We start from the raw sequence: 21,752 nt of genomic DNA on the forward strand, positions 1-21,752 counted from the left end.
GCATCCGCCGAGGAGGAAGATCGTGGTCGATTCGGAAGGTCCAAAGAAGTCCCTGGAGATCGTCGGCGAGGAAGCTGCCGGCGAGCCCGAGTACGAGGCCCGCGGGGTCCAGAACCCGCGCATCGTGGACCTCATTGGCCTAGATCACGAACTGGGCGAGGTGATGCTGTCGATCCTCGAAGGGCGTCCCTGGGAATCCGCCGACCCGGACGCCGTCAAGAACCAGCTCCAGCAGCTTGAGGACAAGCTCAACAGCTACTTCGACTACGTGCTCGATGGCCATCTCGGGCAGCAGTATCCGGACTACGCCGGCCTGCCGGTGGGTATTCGCCTGGACTGCGCCGACGAGCCCGGCGAGCCCCAGGCTCCCTTCCTGGAGGCCGCTGGCCGCTTTGCCGCCTCCCGCGGTATCCGTTTCGTGGTGCGCGCGGTGGGTGACCCCTTCGCCCGCTCGGCGGCCTGGGAAACGAACCGCTAGCCACTGCTGCCGCGAATCAGCTCGAAGGCCGCCCAGGCGACCGGTGAGTGCCGGGACGACAGTTCCCGCAGGGCGGCGCCGTGGGCTTGCGGCAAGGAGCGGCCGGCGGCGAGGGCGCGGTAGAAGGCATCGGCGTGTTCCCGTACCAGGGTCTCACCGGCGCCGGCGCCGGCGGTGCCGCGTTTCGCCAGCACCCAGGGCACCCCTTCGCGCGCCAGGGCGAGGGCCGCGCCGAGGGTATCGCCGCCGCCCGGGCGGTCCGCGTTCTGGTGGACTTCCGCCAGATAGGCGAACGGCAGGTTGCTGACGCCGAGGTCGGTGAAGGGCAGGGTGCCTTCGGCTGCTCGCAGGCGGCTGAGCCATGGAGCGGCGGCTTCGAACTCCAGCGGGGCGACCGCGTGCAGGGCGCGGCCGCGGCGCAGCTCGCCGAAGACCGCCGCCACGGTCGCCCGCTCGCCGCCGAGGACGATCGCCGTCGGCACGCCGCGACGGTAGTGGGCGGCACGGTAATCGGCGTCCTCCAGGTCCCCCGTGGGGTCGATCACGAACAGCAGTTCCGGTGAGCCGGATCGGCGATCGGAGTCCGGAGAGAAGGAGGAGTTGCCGGTTCGCTGGAGGATCGGCACGGTGCGCTCGAACAACCAACGCTCGTCGCCGCCGACCACCGGCAGGCCGGCTAGCGGCACCCGCGCCAGCACGCCGTGCAGCCGCCAGGTGGTGACCGGCGGCAGATCCGCCGCGGCAGCCGGCGACAGGGCCTCGGCAAAGGGCAGGGTTCGCTCGATCCAGTCGGCGTCCGGCAGAGAACCGACGGCCAAGGCTCGATCGACCTCGTCGGCGCTACGCACCAGCTCCCGCCGGATCTGCGGCGACTGGCGACGAACCACCTTCGAGCCGTCCGAGAGATGTTGGAGGACCAACACTTCCTCCGGCAGAGCGATGGCCCGGAAGTCGACCTCGGCCAGTTCCGTGACGGGCCGGCAGCGGTCCACCGAACCGGGCTCCTCGCGGCAGCGGTAGGCCCGGCGTTCATTCTCTTCCAGGCGATCCAGGCGCTCCAAGAAGTCCCAGCTCTCGGCGGCGTTTCCCAGCTCCGCCGCCTGGCGAGCGGCGCGGGCGAAGTCGTCCGCTCGCTGCCGCGGCCCAAGGCGCGGTGCACGGCCCGCCGCGGCGGCGAATTCGTGGCCGGCGACGGCGTCGGCAAACGCGCTGTAGGCGGCTCGTGGGTCGCCTTCGGCCCGCAGTGCCCGACCCACGCAGTCGTGAGCCCTCGCCGCGAGATCCGGATCGGCGCTTTCCTTGATCCGCTGGCAGAGGGTGAGGGCGCGCTCCGAGCGGCCCAGGATGAGGGCCTGGAGCGCCTCGATCCAGTCCGTTTCGTCCTCCAGCGCTCGATCTCGCGGCTCCAGTTCGGCAAGCATCCGACGCGCGCGATCGAGGACCGGCTCCGGGTCCCTCCCCAAGCGAATCTGCAGCCGGGCCAGGCCGAGCACCCACTCGATGGCGAGGCGCGGTTGCTCGCGCGCCGCAAGGCCGGCGAGCGCCCGGGCGAGCTTGCGTTCGGCATCGCGCAGGGCGGCGTCGTCGGCGTCCGGATCGGCCAGCAGGAGGGCGCCGAGCTGGCCCTGGGTCCGCTGGTAGCGCGCCGCGTCGCAGGGCGAGGAGGCGCAGTCTTCAACGGCGGTGCCGAGCAGGTGCGACGCCTCGCCGAGGGCGCCGGCGCGTCTCAACAGGGTGGTGCGGTGTGCGGCGACGGCGATGCGCTGGACGGAGGCGATGCGCAGGGCTCGGCGCTCGGCATCGGCCAGCAGCGGCAGGGCTCGGCCGGGCCGATCCAATTCGCTCTCTGCCTGGCGCAGCAGTAGGTCGACGGCCACCTCGTCCGCTATCGGATGATCGAGCCAGTCGGGCAGGGAATCCGCCGGCAGAACCGGATCGCCGGCGGCGGCCGCCGCCGCAGCGCGGAAACGCAGGGCGAGGAGCGGGAAGCCGAGGTCTCGCGCCTCATCGCTGGAGGCTGCGAAATCCGTCGCCACGGCATTCGCATCTCCTGGGTGAGCGCTGGGGATGGCGCGCAGCCGGCGGTGGAGATCCTGCCAGATGTCGTCGTCGCCTTCGAAGAGGAGGGACTGACAGGGCAACAGCCAGCGCTGTTCAGTGCGCTGGTCGACCACCTGTCCGCAGACCTGCAGGGTGCGTCCGGCGTCGAGAGCCGAAGGCATCGGGTCCTCGAAGCAGGCGGTGTTTCCCATCACCGCCACCGGTGGGCGCGCCGTGCTGCCGGCGGTCCGACCGTCAAAGGTGAGGTAGCCCTGCCGATCGGTGACCCCGCCGATCTCCCGAGCGTCGAAGCACAGGCTGAGGGCGGGGCGGCCGAAGGCCCGCGGCAGCACCGTGCCGTCCGGCTGGACGGCGATCTCCTGATGGCCGCGCAGAAAGGCCTCGGGGATCGCCGGAATCACCGCTTCGGCGCAGCCGCCGAGGGCGAGCGGCAGCCAGAGGACGGTGAGGATCCGGCGGGGGGCGGTCACGGCACTGGCTGGCCGGCGAGGCGGGCGAAGGGCGCGCGCAGCTCCTCGGGCGTGCGGCAGGGGCGGCCGGAGGCGGCCTCCACCCAGATGTGATGGGTGGTGCCCGTCGCCAGTCGCTCTCCCCGGTGGTGGATGTCGTAGGAAAAACGCAAGCCGCGGCTCGCCTGGCGGGTCAGGCGGCATCGGATTTCCACCGTCATGCCGTAGCGGGCCGGTCGTCGGTAGGAGATCTCGACGCCGGTGACCATCAACAGATAGCCGAGCTTTTCGATCTCGGCATAGTGCCATCCGCTCCGGGCGCACAGGCCGGTGCGGGCCAGCTCGAACCAGACGATGTACTCGGCGTGGTGGACCACCCCCATCTGGTCCGTCTCGGCGTAGCGCACTTCGACCTCGGTCGTGTGCTCGACCGCCGCGGGCCGGTCTCGGGGTTGGGGGTCGGTCATCGAGAAGGTCCTCCTTTCTCGGCTCTGCGGCCGGCGTGGCGCATCACCGTCCACAGGATCTTGTAGCCGGCCATCACCGTGCCCTTGACGGTACCGGTGATCTTCGACCGGCCCACTCGCCGCCGGTAGCTGACCGGCACGTCGGCGGTGCGGAGTCCCCGGCGTACCGCCTTGACCTGCATCTCGGCCGTCCAACCGAAGTCCGGGTCACTCATCTCGAGGCGTTCGAGGGCGGACCAGCGGATCGCCCGGAAGGGGCCGAGATCCGTGTAGCGGTGCCCGTAGAGCAGGCGGATCAGGCCGCAGGCGATGAGGTTGCCGGCCCGCGCCTGGGGCAGCAGCGCACCGCGCTCCCGCTCGCCCAGCGCCCGAGAGCCGATCACCAGATCCGCATCGCCGGCGAGGATCGGCGCCACCACGGTGGGGAGTTCGTCCGGGTGGTCGGAGTAATCGGCGTCGAGAAACACCACGATGTCCGGTGGGTCGTTCGCCCGCAGGTAGGAGAGGCCCGCCAGGCAGGCGCTGCCGTAGCCCGGCCGGGGAGCCGGCACCACCGTCGCCCCGGCCTCCCGGGCGACCCGTGCGGTACCGTCCGTTGAGCCGTTGTCGGCCACCACCACCCGCCGCGGCGGCTCCGCCAGCGCCGCCAGGTCGGCGAGCACGAGGGGCAGCGAAGGCTCTTCGTTGAGGGCGGGAATGACGATGTCCAGGGTTGCCACCACGCTGGCGATTGTACGGTACGGTTGGCCCTGCCGCATGTTAGGATCTGCTCTCCCATAATCTGTCAAAAGCTTCTAGATCCGCCTTCAGGAACCACCCGGAAATGCCCGTCTATCCCTATGCCGGCCGGATGCCCAGCCTGGGGGAGGGCGCCTTCGTCGCCCCCACCGCCGAGGTGATGGGCGATGTCGAAGCCGGCGAAGATTGCTCCTTTTGGTTTCAGACGGTGGTGCGCGGCGACGTCAACTTCATCCGCATCGGCGCGCGCACCAATCTGCAGGACGGGGTGATCGTCCACGTCACCCACGAAACGCACCCGACGCACATCGGTTCCGGAGTGGTGGTGGGCCACGGCGCGGTGCTCCACGGCTGCACCGTCGAGGACGGCGCGTTGATCGGTATCGGCGCGCGGGTGCTCGACGGCGCGGTGGTCGAGGCCGGCGCCCAGATCGGCGCCGGCGCCCTGGTGGCGCCGGGGCACCGTATTCCGTCCGGCCATCTTGCCCTGGGCATGCCGGCGCGGGTGACCCGCCCGCTGTCGGACCGTGAGCGGGAGCAGATTCCGGCGATCGCGGAGCGCTACGTCCAGCTCAAGGAGCGTTACCGGCGGCTGGAAGAGTCCGCCAAGAGAGTGCCGACCCGATGAGTCAGATCCCGCGCACCGTCAAGGGCACCCGCGACCTCCTGCCGCCAGAAACGGCCCTGTGGTCCGCCGTCGAGGAGATCGCCCGCCGGGTGTTCACGGCCTACGGCTTCGGCGAGATCCGCACTCCGATTCTCGAGTCCACGGAGCTTTTCGTGCGCGGCGTTGGCGAGTCGACGGACATCGTCGGCAAGGAGATGTTCACCTTCGAGGACAAGAAGGGCCGCTCGGTGACCCTGCGGCCGGAGAACACCGCCGCCGTCGCCCGCGCCTTTATCGAACACGGTATGGCCTCCTGGCCGTCGCCGGTGCGGCTGTTCTACCTCGGTCCGCAGTTTCGCTACGAGCGGCCGCAAAAGGGCCGCTATCGGCAGTTCCATCAGCTCGGTGCAGAGACCCTGGGGGACGACGGCCCGCTGTCCGACGCGGAAATCCTCCTGCTGCTCCTGCGCTTCTTCTCGCAGCTCGGTTTCCGGGATCTGGAGGTGCGCCTCAACACCGTCGGCGATGCGGCCTCGCGACAGGCCTACGGCGAGGCTCTACGGAGCTACTTCGGGCCCCACCGGGAGCGCCTCGGGGCCGACAGCCGTCGACGCCTGGGGGAGAACCCGCTGCGCATTCTCGACACCAAGGTGCCGCAGGAGCGGGAGCTGGTGGCCGGTGCGCCGCCGCTGGCGGGTTTTTTGACGGCTGAGTCCCGTCAGCACTTTTCTGACCTCTGCGGCCTACTCGATCGCTTCGGCGCCGCCTATCAAGTGGACGATCGGTTGGTGCGCGGCCTCGACTACTACACCCGCACGGTGTTCGAGATCGTCTCCGGCGACCTCGGCGCCCAGAACGCGGTGTGCGGCGGCGGGCGCTACGACCGCTTGATCTCCGACCTTGGTGGTCCCGAGGTGCCGGGCATCGGCTTCGCCGTCGGTCTCGATCGGTTGATCGATATCTTGCCGGAGGACTTCAGGCGTTCCGCCACCGCCTCGCCGCCGGTCTATGTACTGCCGATCGGCGGGGTGGAGCCGGACGAAGCCCTGGTGGTGGCCGAGGGCCTGCGCGCGGCCGGGGTCGAGGCCGTTCCGGAGCTCGCTGCGCGGTCGATGAAGAGCGCCCTCAAACGGGCCGCCCGGGCCGGCGCCCGCTATGTGGTGCTGCTCGGCGAACAGGAACTGGGGAGCGGCCGTCTGACGATCAAGGATCTGGAGACCCGAGAGCAGTTCCGGGACACCGCCGAGGGCCTCGCCGAGCGCCTGACCCTGCCGGAAGATTCGGCCTCGTGATCGCGCCGCGGCGCCTGAAGCTGCGCCATCCCGGCGGCACGACCCGGCTGGTGGTCGGCGCCGGAGAGCTGGAGCGCGGCGCCGACCATCTGGCCGAGTGGCTGGAGGGACGCACGGTGTTCGTGATCACCTCGCCGCGGGTGCGCGGACTCCACGGCGGCCGGCTGCGCTGGCTCGACCGCCGGGTCGCGCGGCGCATCGACCTGGAGGTTCCCGAGGGAGAAGCGGCCAAGGCCGTCTCCGTGGCCGACGGACTGTGGAACCGCATGCTCGAAGCCGGCGGCAAGCGCGACAGCCGGCTGATCGCCTTCGGCGGCGGTTCCGTCGGAGACCTCGGAGGGTTCCTGGCGGGCACTTTCCTGCGCGGCATCGAGTTCGTGCAGTTTCCGACCACCCTGCTGGCGCAGGTCGATGCGTCGATCGGCGGCAAGACCGGGATCGACCTCGCCGGCGGCAAGAACACCGTGGGGTTGTTCCATCATCCGGCGGCGGTGGTCAGCGACACGGCGGTGTTGTCGACCCTGCCGCCGGCGGAGCTCCGCTCCGGCCTGGTCGAAGTGGTGAAGATGGCCTACCTGCTCGATCCACCCCTGCTCCAGCAGGTGGAGGAGGGGCTACCGGAACTGCTGACGGGCCGTCCGGAGCGCTTGGTGGAGGTGGTGGCCGGTGCCGCCGCCGCCAAGATCCAGGTGGTGGAGCGGGATCCCGCCGAGGGCGGGTTGCGGCGCCTGCTCAACTTCGGCCACACCCTCGGCCATGCCCTCGAAGGCGCCCTTGGCTACCGTGGCCTGCGCCACGGCGAGGCGGTGGCCTACGGCATGCTCTTCGCCCTTCGCCTGGCCCGCCATCGGGGGCTGCCGGAGGAGGATGCGGCCAGGCTGCGCTCGCTGCTCGCGACCTTCGATCTACCGGATTTGCCGTCCGGAGGACGCCTGGTGACGTCGGATCTGATGCGCCGGATGGGGCGCGACAAGAAGGCCGTCGAAGGCGGCCTGGTGTGGGTGCTGCCGCGGCGCATCGGTCGCGGCGAGGCGGTGGCGGATCTGCCGAGTGCCCTGGTCGAAAGTGAGTTGGAAAACTTTCTCGCCAGTCCCCTTTCGGGCTAGAAACCTTTCCTTCGCAGAGATTTGCGAAGACCCGGAGGGCTCGGTGGGCGCCCCGAGGGCAGCCGCCGATGCGGTATCATTAGGGATCATGAAGGGATCCGTCTTGACGGCGATGGTGGTGGGGTTCAGGGGTAGCACGCGGTGTGACTTCCGGGGGCGATGTTGAGCGAATCTTCGGATCCCGCGCCACAGGTGCCGCCGAAGGCCCGACGCCTCAAACTGGGGCAGGTTCTGTTCCTGGCGCTACTGCTCTCCGGCAGCATCCCCCTCCTCCTCAACAGCGCCTGGCTGATCCGGCAGAACCGCAGCGTTCTCGAATCGCAAGAGCGGGTGGCCGTGGCCTCCTCCGGACGACTGCTGTCGCAACGTGTGGATTCCTCCCTGAGCGGCCTCCGCCAGCAACTGACCCAGCTCGGTGCCGGCTTGCTGGCGGCGGAGCGCCAGGGGACCGACGAGACCCTGCGACAGGGTTGGGTGCGGGCCTACCTGCGCGGCTTGACGGATCGGCGGCCGGAGATCCTCGCCCTGCGGGTGCTCGACGAGCAGGGCGGCGGACCGAGCTTCGCCAGTGGCGATCTGCCGCTGGGAGTGGAAGACGCCTTCCGCGCTACCTTCCGCCGGGTACGTAGCCGCTCCGAGGTGGTCTACGAGCTGGTGCGCCTGCCCGGCGAGGACGTTCCGGCGGCGGTCCTCGGCGTGCCGATTCTGCGCGACGCGGCCGAGCCGGCGCTGGTGGTCGAAGCGTTGATCCGCCTGGACGCGCTGCGGGAGGTCTACGGATCCGACGAACTCGACGACTTGAGCGCCGACCGGCCGGCGGGCTCGAGCGTTTTTCTGATCGGCTCCGCCGGTGACATCCTGTGGTCCCGCGGCGCCACGCCGGCGATGGAAGAGGCCCTTGCTCGCTCCCAGCCGGTGGCGGACTTTCGCGACGTGCCGATGGCCTTGTCTTCAGAGTACTCGGCGGAGATCGATGGCGCAGGGCAGGATCTCCTGGTGCGGATGAGCCCGATCGAAGAAGCCGGCTGGGCGCTGGTGACCCAGCGCCCGCTGGGCCGGGCTTTCGATTCGGTGGATCGCATGATCCTGCGCACCGCCCTCTCGTCCCTGGTGCTGATCCTGCTGGCGATCTTCTTCGGCTGGCGCTTCTCGCGCCGCTTCGGCCCGCCCATCGAGCGGATGGCGGCGGCGACGGCGGAGATTGCCGACGGCCGCTTCGACGAACGCATCGCGGTCGACGGACTGTCCTTCGAGTTTGAGGATCTCGGGCGCAATTTCAATCGCATGGCCCAGGGGATGGAAGTCTACGTCGGCCAGCTACGGCGGGCGGCGAAAGTCCATCGCGATCTCTTCATCGGCACCGTAAAGGCCCTCACGGCGGCGATCGACGCCAAGGATCCCTACACCCGGGGCCACTCCGAACGGGTCGCCCAGGTGAGCCGCATCATCGCCCGCCACCTCGGCATGTCCGACGAGCGGCGCCATGCGGTATGGATCGGCGCCCTGGTCCACGACGTGGGGAAGATCGGCATCGACGACTCCATCCTGACCAAGGGCGGCGTGTTGACGGAAGACGAGTTCGAAGTGATGAAGCGCCATCCGGTGATCGGAGCGGAGATCATGGCGCCGATCGAGCAGCTGCGCGATGCGGTGCCCACCATCCGCTGGCACCACGAAGCGTGGAACGGCTCCGGCTATCCGGACGGTCTGCGGGGCGAAGAGATTCCGCTGGAGGCGCGTATCGTGTGCGTCGCCGACACCTTCGACGCCATCACCACCAACCGGCCCTACCAGCAGGCCTACACCCTCGAGTTCGCGATGGAAACGATCACCCGGCTGGCCGGTTCGCGCTTCGACGCCAAGGTGGTAACGGCGTTCTTGAAGGCCCACAAACTGGGTGAGATCCCGCGCCCCGGCGGGACCTGGGATCGGCCCGACTCGGGAGCCTTTGCGCCGGTGAGGGCGCCGGAGATCTGGACGCCTCAGGACATCGACGACGCGGACGAGACCATCGCGACGATTAGCTAAAGTTCCATCTCACCGACCTTCTGCTACGAGGACGTATGCACCCACATCTGCTGTGTTTTTCGGCCCCTCCGCTCCTCAACGGACTGCAGGGACGCTTGCGTCGCTTCGCAACTCGAAATCCTTGCATCTGCAGGCGCCTACGCCCTCTCGCGACGAAGTCGGTGAGAAGGAAGGACTGAGCTGACCCATGCCCTTCGAGTACACCATGGCCAACCTGTTGGCGAACGTGGATAGCGCCGTCGGCGTGCTGTTTCTGGACGAGAGCGGCGAGACGGTGGATCTCGCCTGCGCCGAGTACTCGCCCTACGACATGAAAATCGTCGCCGCCTATCTCGGCATCTACCTGCGGCAGCTTCGGCAGACCCTCACCGGCGCCGAGATCGGCGATTTGAGAATCCTCCACATCGCTCGCGGCGGTCTGCACATCCACGCCTGCCTGCTGCCGGACGACTATGCCCTGGCGTTGATCCAGAAACCGCCGGTGCTGGTGGCGCCGGCGCGGCGGGCCCTGGCCGTGGCCGCCGAAGAAGTGCGCCGCGAAGTCTTCGTCGAGCGCTAGCGGTCCGTCAATGACCTTCGTCGGCGTTCTGCTGTTCCTGTTCATCCCGCTGGTGCTATACCTGTTCGTGGCCCATCCGGAGCCGCTGGGTGGCAGCCTCGCCGCCGGTGTCTTGCTGATGATCGGCCACCGCTTCCTGGCGCGGCCCTACATGGCCCGGGTGCGGCCGCACCAATGCCTGTGGTGCAACCGCCTTGACGAGGGAAACGCCAGGGAGGGCGGCGCCGAGCCCGAGGCTCTGCCGATCGCCGCCGGCGGCAACCCCTTCCGGGCGGTTTTCTGCGCCGGCCACCGGCGGCCGGCGGAGCGCTTCCTGCGCTGGGTCGAGCGCTTCCGCTGGCCGCTGCGGCTGGGCATCTTTCTGCCGCTGCTGTTCTTGCTCGGCAGCTTGCTCTTCGCCGCCCTCGGTTACCCGGCGCCGGTCGAGCGGGCGACGGCGGTGTTCCGCCTGGTGGTGGGGCTGACAGTGCAGTTCGCGGCCTTGGGAGCCTGGTGGGGCGAGGAGGGGGAGGGGGTCGTCACGGTGCCGTTCCCGGCCCACAACTTCTACTTGCTCGGCATCCGTATTCTGCTGTGGATCTTCCGCTTGGTCGGTGTCTGGTGGATCGTCGCCGGAGCGAGAGCGCTTTTCCGTTGACGGTGTCGATCGACGCCGATGGCTCCTTTGAGCTATCCTCCGGGCACCATGACAGATAACAATCCCGCCAAGCCCGCGGCTCGGCCGTCGGGGCTCGTCCGTGTCCTGAACTGGATCGAAGTGGCCGGCAACAAGCTGCCCGATCCCGCGCTGATCTTCGTCTTCGGTCTGTTCATCGTTTGGATCGCCTCGTGGTTCTTGTCGGGAACCCAGTTCGCGGACATCGATCCCCGCACCGGCGAGTCGATCATCATCAACAACCTGCTCACCGGCCCGGCCCTGGCGGCCTTCCTCGCCAACATGGTCGCGACCTTTGCCAGTTTCCCTCCGCTGGGGGTGGTGCTGGTGGCGCTTCTGGGCGTCGGCGTGGCGGAGCACACCGGCTTCATCAACGCCGGTTTGAAGGGGCTCCTGGGCTTCACCCCGAAGATGCTGCTGACGCCGATGCTCATCCTGGTGGCCTGCGTCAGCCACACGGCGGCGGACGCCGGCTATGTGCTGGTGATCCCGCTGGGGGGCGTCATCTTCTACGCCGCCGGCCGCCATCCGCTGGCCGGAATCGCCGCCGCATTCGCTGGCGTGTCCGGCGGGTTCAGCGCCAATTTCATCCCCTCCGGTATCGATCCGCTGCTCCAGGAACTGACCCAGGCGGCGGCTCAGATCATCGACCCGGCGCGCGAGGTCAACCCGATGTGCAACTGGGCCTTCACCGCCGCTTCCACGGTGCTGGTGGTGCTCGTCGGCTGGTTCCTGACGGACAAGGTGGTGGAACCGCGCCTCGCTTCGACGCCGGTGGAGCTGGAGGAGGGCGACGACATACCGCAGATGGAGCGGCTGGACGCCAAGGAGCGCAAGGGCCTGCTGGTGGCCCTCGCCTCGGTCTTCTTGGGATGCGTCTTGCTCTTCCTGTGGGTGCTGCCGGTGACCTCGTCGATGCGCTCGCCGGACGGTGATATCACCGCCTTTACGGCGCCGCTGATGCAGTCCATCGTGCCGCTGATCTTTTTGTTCTTTCTGCTGCCCGGCGTGATCTACGGCTACGTCGCCGGCACCGTCGAGAGCAGCCGCGACATCATCGAGGGAATGAGCAAGGCGATGGGCACGATGAGCTACTACATCGTGATGGTGTTCTTCGCCGCCCTCTTCATCGCCGCCTTCGGGAGTTCGAACTTGGGCGCCCTGGTCGCCCTGAAGGGTGCCTCATTCCTGCAGGCTCTCGGCTTGCCGACGCAGGTCACCATCGTCGGCATCATCCTGCTGGCGGCGGTGGTCAATCTACTGGTGGGATCCTCCTCCGCCAAGTGGGCATTGCTGGCGCCGATCTTCGTGCCGATGCTGATGCAGCTCGGCATTTCGCCGGAACTGACCCAGGCGGCCTACCGGGTGGGTGATTCGACCACCAACATCATCACCCCGCTGATGCCCTATTTCCCACTGGTGGTGGTGTTCTGCCAGCGCTGGGTGAAGAACACCGGAATCGGCACGATGGTCTCGATGATGCTGCCGTACTCGGTGGTCTTCTTGATCACCTGGACGGTCTTCCTGCTGGTCTACTGGGGTATTTTCGGCCTACCCCTCGGCCTGCAGGCGCCTTACACCTATCCGTAGGGCACAGGGACGATTGGGCTGAGGCGTTTCGAGGCGAACCCGCCGGTGGGTTCGCCTCGATTCTTTTGGGGGATGGCCTAGGCTGGCCGGCTAGGAGTTGGCGATCTTCTCAGCTCGCCGCCGCGGCGCGCGGCTGGTCCCGGCGTCCGAAAAACGCCGCCACCATCGCCGCACCCATCAGGTTGCCCCACATCACCGGGAAGAGGCTGGGAATCCACTGCGCCGAGTGGATGCTGCCCTCCATCAGCAGGGTCATCGGCAGCACCAGCAGGTCCACCGCCACCAGCGAAAAGCCCAGCAACACCATCGGCAGGATCGCCAGCAGAAAACCGCCGAGGCGGTCGATCAGGCGTTCGCCCGCTCGCCAGTTCTCGAGACCGATCGCCATCAGGGCGCCGCACAGAGTGGCGCGCAGCAGGAGACTTTCGAAGGGCGGATCGCTACGCGCCTCGGCGAGGGTGGCGAGGGTGGCCTCCAGGCCGCCTCCGGCAAAGGCCATGCGAAGCAGCAAACCGGCCGGAACCGCCACCAGTAAGGCGCCGCAGGCGTTGCCGAGGAGATCGCCCAGGCCGTCGATCAGCTCGGTGGGCCGGTCGTCTTCATTGCACGACCGGCCGAACAGGCGACCGCCGGCCGCCAGAACGGGCGCCAGGACGAGGCCGAAGGCGAGGGCCGACGCCAGCCGCAGGGCACCCGCCGGCAGCAGGCCGGCGCCCCAGCCCTGGATCGCGCAGGCTAAAAGCGTCGCTCCGCCGAGGGCCGCTCCGCCGAGCAGGGCGGCTGCCCACCGGTCGGTGGTCTGCTCCATCGGTGTGCGAGTCGAAACGAAGCGATCTACAAGCGGCTGAGACATCAGGCTCTCCCTCCAAAAGATCACGAGCAAGAACCAGGAAGTGTTCAAGGACCCCGCCTCCGGTTGATGCAGGGGATCCAGAGCTCCGGTATGTACCTGGTCCGCTGGGAGTATCTCATGATCTGGGAAGAAATGCACGGACCCGCTTAGCAAAGCGCGAAAGATAGGAAATATCGACCAATTTCGATTCTTGATCGTGGTATATTTGTAATTGTTGCAATCATCGATGTGTGCGCGTCGTCCCGCCCAAGGCGGCGGCGAACCGAAGGGCTGTTTAGCGGTGGGCGGCGACGACGGCGGCGACCAGGCCGGCGGCGCTGGGCTCCACCGCCTGTGCCGCCGGATCCAGGCCGAGGTCGCGGAGAGCGGCGCTGGTCCGCGGACCGATGGACGCCGCCCGCAGGGTGGAGCGACCCTCATGCCAGCGCTCGCCGAGCACCCGCCGTAGGTGGCGCGCCAGGCGCGGGCTGGTGACGGTGACCCAACCCCATGGTGGTGAGGCGAAGAGGCGCGCCGCCTGGGCACCGGCATCGGCGGGCATTGTCTTGCGATAGGCCACCACCGGCAAGACCTCTGCACCGGCCCGCTGCAGGCCGTCGACCATCGTCGGGCGAGCATCCTCCGCCAGGGGCACCAGGACCCGTTTCCCGGCGACCCGCGGGGCCAGCGCCCGGACGAGTCCTTCGGCGTGGGACCGATCCGTTGCCGGTCGGCAGTCAACGCCGATTCCGGCCGCCTCCAGAGCTTCTTCGGTGGCCGGCCCAACGGCGGCGCAGAGGGCTGAGCGCGGGACCTCCGGAGACAGCAGGGGAAGGAACGCCCGCACCGCGTTGGCGGAGGTGAACACCCACCAGTCGAAGGGAGCCCGCCGGGCTAGGTCGGCGGCCGCTGCGAGTTCTGCCGGGTTTGCCGGCGGCAGGATTTCCAGCAGGGGCAAGGCTGCGACTTCGGCGCCGGCCCGCCGGAAGGCCGCGACCCATTCAGCGGACTGCGAAGCGGCCCGGGTGACGACGACGCGAACGCCGGCGAGAGGCTTCACGAAGGTTGCAGGGGGGCTCGGCCGAGGGCGCGCAACACGTCTTCCGCGCCGTCTTTCCGCAGGGCGGCGACACAGGCGTCGGCCAGGGTGGCGAGGTCGAGCGATGCGGGATCGACCGCGGCGGTCGAAGCGCCGCCTCGCGCCTCGCGCCGGCCGTCCGGGGTGGTCAAGCGGGCGTCGAGGCGGAAAGTGCTCTCCTCGCGGCGAGCCCAGGCCGACAGCGGCAGGGTGCAGTCGCCGCCGAAGGCCGCCACCACGGCCCGCTCGGCGGCGGCGGCGAGGGCCGTTTCTGGATCGTTCAGGCGTCGGCAAAGGTCTTCCGCCGGGGAGCCGGCGCGCACCTCGATGGCGAGGGTGCCCTGGCCCGGCGCCGGTTGCACCACTGCCGGAGGGAGGGGGTGGGCAGGGATTCCGCCAACGCCTAGCCGGGCAAGGCCGGCGGCGGCGAGAATGACTCCAGCCGCTTTCTGGCTGCGCCACTTTTCGAGCCGCGTGTCGACATTTCCCCGCACCGGTTCGACCACCAGATCGGGCCGATGGCGGAGGATCTGGGCGCGCCGGCGCAGCGAACCGGTGAGCAAGACCGATCCCGCCGGCAGGCCGGCGAGATCATCCGCCAGGTCGCTCACCAGTACATCCCGTGCATCCGCCCGTGGCGGAAACGCGGCGATCGCCAGGCCCTGCGGCAGGGTGACCGGTAGATCCTTGAGGCTGTGGACGGCGAGGTCCAGCCGGTCGGCGAGGAGGTCCGCCTCCAGCTCTTCGGTGAACCATCCCTTGCCGCCGACTTCGGCGAGGTCGCCGGGCCAGCGATCGCCGCGCGTGACGATCGGCACCAGCTCGACGTTCAAGCCCGCGATGCGCCCTTCCAACGCCCTCGCCACTAGACCCGACTGGGCCAGAGCGAGAGCGCTTTGGCGGGTACCCAAACGAAGTTGGCGTGGCGGCATTCAGACGTTGTCCTTGAGATTAGGCAAGGCGAGAGAGCGCAGATGCAGGCACATACGCTCTCGCAGCTATTCGTCGCCGTCGAGGCGGAACAACTCTCGAATCAACTCCAGCTCACCCTCGGTGCGCCCCTGGCCGCGCAGGTGAGCGCTCGGGTTGTGGAGGATCTTGCGGACCAGGGAGCGGGTGAGGCGGTCCACTTCGTCATGCAGCTCCGTCGGGAAACGGGCCTGGGCGACGAGGAGTTCCCGCTGGCGAATCGCCTCGGCCTTCTTCTGGAGTTGCTCGATCATCGGCTCGGCGGCCAACCCCCTAGCCCAGCCGAGGTATTGCGCCAGCTCCTCCTCGATCAACTCTTCGACTTTGGCGACCTCTTCGCGCCGCCGCTTGAGGTTCTTTTGGATGAGAGTTTCCAGGGAATCCACCGTGTGGAGGAAGACGTTTTCCAGGCGGCCGACGGCGGGTTCCACATTGCGCGGCACCCCGAGGTCGACCACCAGCAACGGCCGCGAGCGGCGCACCGGCAGGTCCTCCTGGGAGAGCAGCGATTCGTCCGCCGAGGTGGTGGTCACCAGCAGGTCCGAGTCATTGGCCTGGGCGGCGAGGTCCCCGAAGGGTACGATCTCGATCGTCGGCAACTCGGCCCGGAGGGCCGCGGCGCGTTCCTGGCCGCGGTTGGCGAGGCGCACCCGGGAAGCTCCCTTGTCGATCAGATTGCGGGCCACTAGGCGCGCTGTCTCGCCGGCACCGACGATCAGAATGCGCAGATCGCCCAGCCGATCGAAGATGACTCTCGCCAGCTCCACGGTGGCGTAGCCGAGGGAGACGGCGCCGGTTCCGATCGCCGTTTCGGACCGCGCCCGGGCGCCGGCGCGGGCGGCGTAGCGCTGGAGCTTCTGGAGCAGCGGTCCGGCGGCGCCGATGGACTCGGCCAAACCGGCGGCGGTCTTCACCTGGCCGAGGATCTCCGGTTCGCCGAGCACCATCGATTCCAGCCCGCTCGCCACCCGCAGCAGGTGACGGGCCGCCTGGTCGCCCCGCTGGACATAGAGATGGCCCAGTTCTTCAAGCTGTGCCTCGCGCTTCACAAACACCACCTCGGCGGCGGTCCGGTAGGCGGAATCGTAGCCCTGGGCGACAACGTAGACCTCCGTACGGTTGCAGGTGGAGAGCAGGTAGGCCTCGGCGATTTCCTCGCGAGCGAGCAGGTGGACCAGGGTTCTTTCGGCCTCGTCGGCGCCGTAGCTGACCTTTTCGCGCAGTTCGATGGGCGCGTTGCGGTGGTCGGTGCCGACCAGCAGGATGGGGAGGGAAGAAGCCACCGTGCGAGATCCCTAAAGAGTGCCGTGGAAGTCCGACAGGAACAGCCGAACGGCGAGGAGCGACGACAGGATAGCGACAAACCCGATGAGACTGCCGATGGCGGTCTGGCGACCCTGCCAGCGGCCCAATCGGCGCAGCAACAGCACGACCCCGTAGAACGCCCAGGTGGCGATGGTGGTGAGGATCTGCGGATCCTGGATCCAGCTCACCTGAAGGCGCTGCTCGGCCCAGAACACGCCCAGACCGACGGCGCCGGTGAAGGCCATGAAGCCCACCGCCAGGGCGCCGGCCATCATCGTCTCCAGCACTTCGAGGGGCGGCAGCTTGCCGAAGAAAGTGGAGAAGCGGCCGATTTTGAGTTCTCGGTACAGACGCAGAAAGAGAAAGCCATAGCCGGCGGCGACGACGAAGGCGGCGTAGCCCAGGAGCGCCAGGGAGACATGGGTGGCGAAGAGCGGATTGTGGAACAGCTCGCGATCCGGCGGCGCCGGATCCCGCAAGAGCGAGGCGAGAAGCTGGAACAGGAAGGCCAGGGACACCAGCCAGAAGCCCGTCGACCGCTCGCGTCCGCGCCACTCGACAAACAGGTACACCGCCGCCACCGCGAAGGCGATGATCGACAGCACCTGTGCCACGGTGACCGCCGGCAGTTGCCGCCAGCGCAGGGTCACCACGATCAAGGTCACCAGGTGCAGACCCACGGTGGCGCGCAGCGCCGGTGCCGCCAGGGCCTCGAATCTCCGATCGGCGGAGAAGAAGAGGTCGCCGTAGGTCGCCGCGGCGAGCAGATAGGCCACCGGCAGGAGAACGGTCGAGGCGTCGAGGAACAGGTTCAGAGTCGGCTCCTAGTGTCCCCCCCAGAAGGTGCCGGTAGGGGACCTCAAGGCCGGACATGTCGGCCCTGCTGGCATGCTAGCAGGTTGCTGAAAAAGGCCTTCGGCCTATTGTTTCGGTTTCCCTGCTAGCTGGCTCTCTTGGGGGCTGAGCGCCCCCTCGTCCGAAAGAAAGTACTGACTTTCGGGCTCACCCCGTCCTCGGCGCCTCCGGCGCCGCCTCGCTCCGGGGACGCCCAGCCTTCGGGCTCGGAGCAGGCTGTCGAAAAGGTAGCCTAGGTTTTCAGCAACCTGCTAGCATCCGCGTTTCGCGAAAAGTGGTTGAGTCTTCCGAGGAGATCCATGGCCAACGTCGTCATCATCGGCATGCAGTGGGGGGACGAAGGGAAGGGCAAGATCGTCGATCTGATCTGCCCGGCCTTCGATACGGTGGCCCGCTTCCAGGGCGGCCACAACGCCGGCCACACGGTGAAGTTCGGGGATCAGCACTTCTCTCTGCACCTGATTCCCTCGGGCATCCTGCATGCGGACACCCGCTGCGTCCTCGGCAGCGGCATGGTCATCGCCCCGGACGCCTTCTTCAGCGAGCTGGAAAAACTGCGCGCCGGTGGCATCGAGGATGCCGGCCGTTTGTTTCTGTCGAATCGCGCGACGGCCCTCTTGCCCTGCCACGCGCGCCTCGATCAGGCGCGCGAGCGGGCGCGCGGCGAACGGGCCATCGGCACCACCTCGCGCGGCATCGGTCCCGCCTACGAGAGCCGGGCCGGTCGCTATGGCCTACGGCTGATCGATCTGCTGGCGCCGGATCTCGAAGACCTCCTCGGCTTGCTGCTGGATCGGGTGGACGGGCAACTGGCGGACCTGGGAGATACGGCGAAGTCCGACGCTTCGGCGTTGCTCGATCAATGCCGGAGTTGGGGAGAGCGGCTGGCCCCTCGCCTCGCAGATACGGAGCAACTCCTCGGGGATTGGCTGGCTGCGGGCTCGTCCGTGCTCTTCGAAGGGGCGCAGGGCACCCTGCTCGATCTGGCCCACGGCACCTATCCGTTCGTCACCAGTTCGAGCTGCACCACCGGCGCTGCGGCCACCGGCGCCGGGGTCGCGCCGACCGCCCTCAACGGCGCTATCGGCGTGCTCAAGGCCTACACCACCCGCGTCGGCGCGGGTCCCTTCGTGACGGAACTCCATGACGACTCCGGCGAGTTCCTGCGCTCCCGGGGCAACGAATTCGGCACCACCACCGGTCGCCCTCGGCGCTGCGGTTGGCTGGATCTGGTGGCTGGCCGCTACAGCCGGATGCTCAACGGCATCGAGTCCATCGCCCTGACCAAGCTCGACGTGCTCGACGATCTCGACGAGATCAAGGTGTGCACCGCCTACCGGATCGACGGCGAGCAACGGCGAGGTTTCCCGTCCGGGCAGCGCGACCTGGAGAGGGCCGAACCGGTGTACCGCAGCTTCCCGGGATGGCGGCAGAGAACCGTCGGCATTCTGTGCCGCGAAGATCTGCCCGCCGCGGCGCAGGAGTACATCGCCTTCATCGAGGAAGATCTCAATGCCCGCGTCGATCTCATCTCCACCGGCCCCCGCCGGGAAGAGACCATCGTCGACCAGCAGGGCAGGCTCGCCGGCTGGTTCGGCGAGGGCCTGGCGGCCGTTCTCGCTCAGCGCACCGTCGGCGAATAAGCCTCCGTTTTCCCTTCGAGCTGTCGAATTTTCAACCAATTGGGATTTTATGATTGGACCGATAGAAGAATTGACACTTGGATCTAAATTCGATAGGAAGAGAGTCCTGATTTTTCGCTCGATGGTCTGCCAAGGAGGAGACCTGAAGGACAAGGAGCGATTTTATGATCCGAAGTTCGCCGTCAGTACCGGCGCCGCCCTCGCCAACGGGCGCCGCGCCGGAACGTGTAGATCCCTTCGACGTTGCCCCCCGGGCCGTCAGCCGGGAAGTCTTGGCCGATCTGAGGCGTGCCGGGGGCTTCGAACCGGTTTCGGCCAGCCCTCTGGCGTCCTTCGCCGCTGGCGGAGGAGGGCTACCCGTCTCCGATGCGAGTCCGGCCGAGGATCTCGCCGATCAAGACTTTTTGGCCTCGCTACACCTGCTCGCGAATCCCGAGTTGCGCCTGCGGGTGGGGCTCGCTTCGCCCGGAGCAGTGGCGCGCGAGGGCGGCCCATCGATTCGGCTGGCCCATCTCTATGTCCGCGGGTCCCGGGTGGTGCGCTGTGAAGAAAGTGCCGACCGGGTGTGGATCGGTCCGCCCTTGCGGTTGAACGATCTGGTCGAAACCCTCAAGGAACTCCTCTCGAGCCGTCCCTTGGTCGAGTCAGCTGGCGAGCCGGCGGTGTTGGCCCTCTGGCCGATCATCGCCGATCTCGCGAAGATCCTCTGGCCCAGCGGCCGGGGCCATCCCATCCGGCGGCGTCACGCCCTCCTCCGGCTGGACCATGCGGTGCACGATCCGGCCCTGGCTCGGCGGTTGCTCGGCGCCCTCGGCGAAAGCGGGATCGTCCTGGAAGCGGCGGGCCGGATCTCCCTCTCCAGCGCCTATCGGCCCTGGATCGAAGCCCTCTTTTCGGGCCACCGCGTAGAGATCGAGCGCGTGGAGCTGCTGTCCGAAGCTCCGCGCTCGGAGGAGCGGGCACTATTCGTGGGTTGGCCCGGGCGAAGGGTCCAGCTGGAGGAAGTCTCCCATCAGGACCTCGAGGCCCTCGCCGTGCCGGGTGTGGCGGGTCCCGCGGGACTGTCCGAAGACTGCCTGCTGCTGACCCATCTCCCGGATCCGGCCCTGGAAGCCCGACTGATCGAATTGGTCACGGTCCCATCGAGCCGCGATCCCGCCGGTTGACGGCCTCGCTGCCGGGCGGCTGCCGTCGGCCCGGGACACTGCCGATGACACCGCATATAATCGGCGCCCTTGCGGCTATAGCTCAGGTGGATAGAGCGGGAGTTTCCTAAACTCTAGGTCGGGGGTTCGAGTCCTCCTAGCCGCACCACTGTAAGTCTATTTCTTTTAGATGCTTGACGTAACATTGCGACGTGATGATTTGGGCGTCTATGGGGAATTGGTAAGCAAATGGTAAGCAGTTGGCTCTGATTCGGCTTCCCGACTTCTGACTGCAGCGCCGCTTCTAGTTCCGTCCCTTCTCCTCCCAGCCTACCGGCCAACTCGTCGATCCAGTCGGCGCCGTCGAACAGCTTCGCCGGGGGCCAGTCGGCCCGAGCCGAGGACAACACCACCAGAGCGCCGCATGCATCGATCGTCACCTGGCTCGTCACATCGGGCCACAGGAACCCGAGAGTCCCTGTGACGCCGTTGGCGAAGGACAGGGCGGCGGACGGTGATCCGAACAGGTAGCCCGCCAGGATGCCTTCCTCGCCCGTGGTCGCCTCGGTCTGCGCCCATCCTCTCCGCTGGTCCAAGGCGGCTGCAAGGGCCACTTTACTGAGAGGGCGACTACGCCTGCCAAAGCGGCGTTTCGGTTTCCTTCAGGTGTTTCCCAGAAAGCCGTCTTTGGGCGTGGATCGACGGATCGCATGGTGGAGAAGGAAGGCGCTCCAACCCTCGTCCAGGGTTATTCCGGTTCCGTCGCTGTCACTGAGGCGAAGGGCCATTTCGCCGGAAGAACTGAGCGACAAAGCGCACCTGCTTGGCATCTGCAAGCTGGGGATCAGGGCGGCCAGGTAGTTGAAGAGCTTGAGCGCCTTGCCCGGCTCGCACGTCAATTGGTGCTCCAACGGTGGAGATCGATTCCCGCGCTAAGCCATTGATTCGTTTGAGGTTGACATTCGGGTGGCACCTAGTTGGGTTGGGTCGGCTTCGCCAGCTGTTGAAGCCGACGTAGAAAAAGCTCTCCACGCTTCTTCGCCGCGGACTCGAAGCGCCGAGCCGAGTTCGGCCAGTTCGACAATGAGAACGCATGTTCAAGTTCCTTCCGCTTCGCCCCAACTCGAGCGAGTACATCCCGAAGATCGTCAGGGTGTTGCTTGGTGAGCACGCCCTCCACCGTCTTCCAGCCCATCGCCACCTCGACATCGTCGACCAGGAAGAATTGCTCGGGTTCGGCCCGCGAGCCCAGCTCGAGGAAGTCCTGGCCTCGGTCGCGCAAGAACCGCAAACGAAGGCTGCCGATGCTGAAGACCGCTTCGGCGTTCCCGAATTGGTCCTCGTTGTGCATCTCTCGTTCGAGCGTCGCCGGTCCGAATCCAGCGTCGCTCAGTTCCTGCTCAGCTTTCTCGCGCAAAGAGGACGAACTCACGACCTGTTTCTTCCTTACCTGGCGGGCGGCAGCAGCCGAACACCATCCGGGCTCACTGTGTAGCCCTTGCCAGCGAGGTACTCCAACTCGCGTGCGAAGAAGCTCCCGGGCCATGCCTCTCCTGCCGGAGTCGAGAGGACGATGTCGTCCCCGCGCAGGATCATGCGGTCGAGGAATCGCTGGTTGGCCGCCCACTGCTCGGCGGCCGTCATCCCCCGCCATATCTCATCGGGAATCGCGAACCTGCGAGCACCGATCGCGTCGGCCATCTCGACGTAGCCGGGGGCGCCATTCCGACCAGCATGCCCGAGAACAGTTGTTGCCCTTGGGACTTCCACTCCCTCATCCAGTAATTTTAACCCCCTTCTTCCGACCTTGACACCCGTTGCAGCGTATCCGGCGAAGGGAATCGCCGATGCCGCCGAGAGAGCAGCCCCCACACAGTCCCCTCGCGCCAGGGAAA

Annotated in this window: 20 protein-coding genes and 1 tRNA gene; 11 read left to right on the top strand and 10 right to left on the bottom strand. The window is 67.8% G+C overall.

Going from position 1 to position 21,752, the window contains the following annotated elements; all coding sequences use genetic code 11:
- The first annotated feature begins 22 nt into the window (after nucleotides 1–22).
- Nucleotides 23–478 carry a DUF6572 domain-containing protein gene (locus AAF481_11855; GenBank protein MEM7481860.1) on the top strand — a complete coding sequence of 152 codons (456 nt, stop codon included), beginning with the start codon at nucleotides 23–25 and terminating at the stop codon, nucleotides 476–478.
- On the opposite strand, the gene AAF481_11860 is transcribed toward AAF481_11855, so the two are convergent.
- From AAF481_11860 to AAF481_11870, 3 genes are read right to left on the bottom strand one after another with little or no spacing between them, the layout of a single operon-like run.
- Complete coding sequence (locus AAF481_11860; GenBank protein ID MEM7481861.1) at nucleotides 475–3,009, bottom strand: hypothetical protein; 2,535 nt, start codon at nucleotides 3,007–3,009, stop codon at nucleotides 475–477. The two genes, AAF481_11855 and AAF481_11860, sit on opposite strands and share 4 nt — an antisense overlap.
- Nucleotides 3,006–3,455: a thioesterase family protein gene (locus AAF481_11865; GenBank protein MEM7481862.1), complete on the bottom strand. Its 450-nt coding sequence runs from the start codon at nucleotides 3,453–3,455 to the stop codon at nucleotides 3,006–3,008. Before AAF481_11865 ends, AAF481_11860 begins: the two co-directional genes overlap by 4 nt.
- Nucleotides 3,452–4,213: a glycosyltransferase family 2 protein gene (locus tag AAF481_11870; protein MEM7481863.1), complete on the bottom strand. Its 762-nt coding sequence runs from the start codon at nucleotides 4,211–4,213 to the stop codon at nucleotides 3,452–3,454. Before AAF481_11870 ends, AAF481_11865 begins: the two co-directional genes overlap by 4 nt.
- Nucleotides 4,214–4,278: 65 nt before the next feature.
- Here AAF481_11870 and AAF481_11875 point away from each other — a divergent pair, with 65 nt between their 5' ends.
- The 7 genes from AAF481_11875 to AAF481_11905 all read left to right on the top strand — a co-directional run bounded on the left by AAF481_11875 (nucleotide 4,279) and on the right by AAF481_11905 (nucleotide 12,030).
- Nucleotides 4,279–4,821, top strand: coding sequence for a gamma carbonic anhydrase family protein (locus tag AAF481_11875; protein MEM7481864.1), 543 nt, complete (start codon nucleotides 4,279–4,281; stop codon nucleotides 4,819–4,821).
- Entirely contained in the window at nucleotides 4,818–6,092 is a 1,275-nt protein-coding gene (hisS, locus tag AAF481_11880) for a histidine--tRNA ligase (protein MEM7481865.1), read from the top strand. The genes AAF481_11875 and hisS overlap by 4 nt, the downstream gene beginning before the upstream one ends.
- Nucleotides 6,089–7,198, top strand: coding sequence for a 3-dehydroquinate synthase (gene aroB / locus AAF481_11885; protein MEM7481866.1), 1,110 nt, complete (start codon nucleotides 6,089–6,091; stop codon nucleotides 7,196–7,198). Before hisS ends, aroB begins: the two co-directional genes overlap by 4 nt.
- Before the next feature lie 162 nt (nucleotides 7,199–7,360).
- A complete protein-coding gene (locus AAF481_11890) occupies nucleotides 7,361–9,226 on the top strand; it encodes an HD domain-containing phosphohydrolase (GenBank protein ID MEM7481867.1) in 1,866 nt (621 codons plus the stop codon).
- Nucleotides 9,227–9,413: 187 nt separating this feature from the next.
- Nucleotides 9,414–9,785 (top strand): hypothetical protein, encoded by a 372-nt coding sequence (locus AAF481_11895; protein MEM7481868.1) that lies wholly within the window; start codon nucleotides 9,414–9,416, stop codon nucleotides 9,783–9,785.
- Nucleotides 9,786–9,795: 10 nt separating this feature from the next.
- Nucleotides 9,796–10,422: a hypothetical protein gene (locus AAF481_11900; protein ID MEM7481869.1), complete on the top strand. Its 627-nt coding sequence runs from the start codon at nucleotides 9,796–9,798 to the stop codon at nucleotides 10,420–10,422.
- A 48-nt stretch (nucleotides 10,423–10,470) separates the two neighbouring features.
- Nucleotides 10,471–12,030, top strand: coding sequence for an AbgT family transporter (locus tag AAF481_11905; GenBank protein MEM7481870.1), 1,560 nt, complete (start codon nucleotides 10,471–10,473; stop codon nucleotides 12,028–12,030).
- Between the two features lie 109 nt (nucleotides 12,031–12,139).
- Here AAF481_11905 and AAF481_11910 read toward each other — a convergent pair whose 3' ends face one another.
- From AAF481_11910 to ccsA, 5 genes are all read right to left on the bottom strand, one after another.
- Nucleotides 12,140–12,883 (bottom strand): formate/nitrite transporter family protein, encoded by a 744-nt coding sequence (locus AAF481_11910; GenBank protein ID MEM7481871.1) that lies wholly within the window; start codon nucleotides 12,881–12,883, stop codon nucleotides 12,140–12,142.
- Nucleotides 12,884–13,157: 274 nt separating this feature from the next.
- On the bottom strand, nucleotides 13,158–13,922 hold the full coding sequence (locus AAF481_11915; GenBank protein ID MEM7481872.1) for a uroporphyrinogen-III synthase: 765 nt from the start codon (nucleotides 13,920–13,922) through the stop codon (nucleotides 13,158–13,160).
- Nucleotides 13,919–14,872 (bottom strand): hydroxymethylbilane synthase, encoded by a 954-nt coding sequence (gene hemC, locus AAF481_11920; GenBank protein MEM7481873.1) that lies wholly within the window; start codon nucleotides 14,870–14,872, stop codon nucleotides 13,919–13,921. Before hemC ends, AAF481_11915 begins: the two co-directional genes overlap by 4 nt.
- Before the next feature lie 66 nt (nucleotides 14,873–14,938).
- Nucleotides 14,939–16,192, bottom strand: coding sequence for a glutamyl-tRNA reductase (gene hemA, locus AAF481_11925; protein MEM7481874.1), 1,254 nt, complete (start codon nucleotides 16,190–16,192; stop codon nucleotides 14,939–14,941).
- Between the two features lie 12 nt (nucleotides 16,193–16,204).
- Nucleotides 16,205–16,990 carry a cytochrome c biogenesis protein CcsA gene (ccsA, locus tag AAF481_11930; GenBank protein ID MEM7481875.1) on the bottom strand — a complete coding sequence of 262 codons (786 nt, stop codon included), beginning with the start codon at nucleotides 16,988–16,990 and terminating at the stop codon, nucleotides 16,205–16,207.
- A gap of 378 nt (nucleotides 16,991–17,368) precedes the next feature.
- Between ccsA and AAF481_11935 the strand changes: the two genes are divergently transcribed.
- From AAF481_11935 to AAF481_11945, 3 genes are all read left to right on the top strand, one after another.
- Nucleotides 17,369–18,712 carry an adenylosuccinate synthase gene (locus AAF481_11935; protein ID MEM7481876.1) on the top strand — a complete coding sequence of 448 codons (1,344 nt, stop codon included), beginning with the start codon at nucleotides 17,369–17,371 and terminating at the stop codon, nucleotides 18,710–18,712.
- A 164-nt stretch (nucleotides 18,713–18,876) separates the two neighbouring features.
- Entirely contained in the window at nucleotides 18,877–19,878 is a 1,002-nt protein-coding gene (locus tag AAF481_11940) for a hypothetical protein (protein ID MEM7481877.1), read from the top strand.
- Nucleotides 19,879–19,949: 71 nt separating this feature from the next.
- Nucleotides 19,950–20,026, top strand: a tRNA-Arg gene (locus tag AAF481_11945).
- A gap of 804 nt (nucleotides 20,027–20,830) precedes the next feature.
- Here AAF481_11945 and AAF481_11950 read toward each other — a convergent pair.
- Together AAF481_11950 and AAF481_11955 are read right to left on the bottom strand one after the other, a co-directional pair.
- Nucleotides 20,831–21,208 (bottom strand): hypothetical protein, encoded by a 378-nt coding sequence (locus AAF481_11950; protein ID MEM7481878.1) that lies wholly within the window; start codon nucleotides 21,206–21,208, stop codon nucleotides 20,831–20,833.
- A gap of 95 nt (nucleotides 21,209–21,303) precedes the next feature.
- On the bottom strand, nucleotides 21,304–21,752 hold a 449-nt coding region (locus AAF481_11955), incomplete at its 5' end, for a hypothetical protein (GenBank protein ID MEM7481879.1).

It is taken from the genome of Acidobacteriota bacterium, from assembly GCA_039030395.1.
Taxonomy (GTDB): Bacteria; Acidobacteriota; Thermoanaerobaculia; order Multivoradales; family JBCCEF01; genus JBCCEF01.

Coding starts and splice junctions, on each gene's coding strand:
- AAF481_11865 (MEM7481862.1), bottom strand. CDS start 3,455: ATGACCGACCCCCAACCCCGAGACCGGCCCGCGGCGGTCGAGCACACG.
- AAF481_11870 (MEM7481863.1), bottom strand. CDS start 4,213: ATGCGGCAGGGCCAACCGTACCGTACAATCGCCAGCGTGGTGGCAACC.
- AAF481_11875 (MEM7481864.1), top strand. CDS start 4,279: ATGCCCGTCTATCCCTATGCCGGCCGGATGCCCAGCCTGGGGGAGGGC.
- hisS (MEM7481865.1), top strand. CDS start 4,818: ATGAGTCAGATCCCGCGCACCGTCAAGGGCACCCGCGACCTCCTGCCG.
- AAF481_11895 (MEM7481868.1), top strand. CDS start 9,414: ATGCCCTTCGAGTACACCATGGCCAACCTGTTGGCGAACGTGGATAGC.
- AAF481_11900 (MEM7481869.1), top strand. CDS start 9,796: ATGACCTTCGTCGGCGTTCTGCTGTTCCTGTTCATCCCGCTGGTGCTA.
- AAF481_11905 (MEM7481870.1), top strand. CDS start 10,471: ATGACAGATAACAATCCCGCCAAGCCCGCGGCTCGGCCGTCGGGGCTC.
- AAF481_11910 (MEM7481871.1), bottom strand. CDS start 12,883: ATGTCTCAGCCGCTTGTAGATCGCTTCGTTTCGACTCGCACACCGATG.
- hemC (MEM7481873.1), bottom strand. CDS start 14,872: ATGCCGCCACGCCAACTTCGTTTGGGTACCCGCCAAAGCGCTCTCGCT.
- AAF481_11935 (MEM7481876.1), top strand. CDS start 17,369: ATGGCCAACGTCGTCATCATCGGCATGCAGTGGGGGGACGAAGGGAAG.
- AAF481_11940 (MEM7481877.1), top strand. CDS start 18,877: ATGATCCGAAGTTCGCCGTCAGTACCGGCGCCGCCCTCGCCAACGGGC.
- AAF481_11950 (MEM7481878.1), bottom strand. CDS start 21,208: ATGCACAACGAGGACCAATTCGGGAACGCCGAAGCGGTCTTCAGCATC.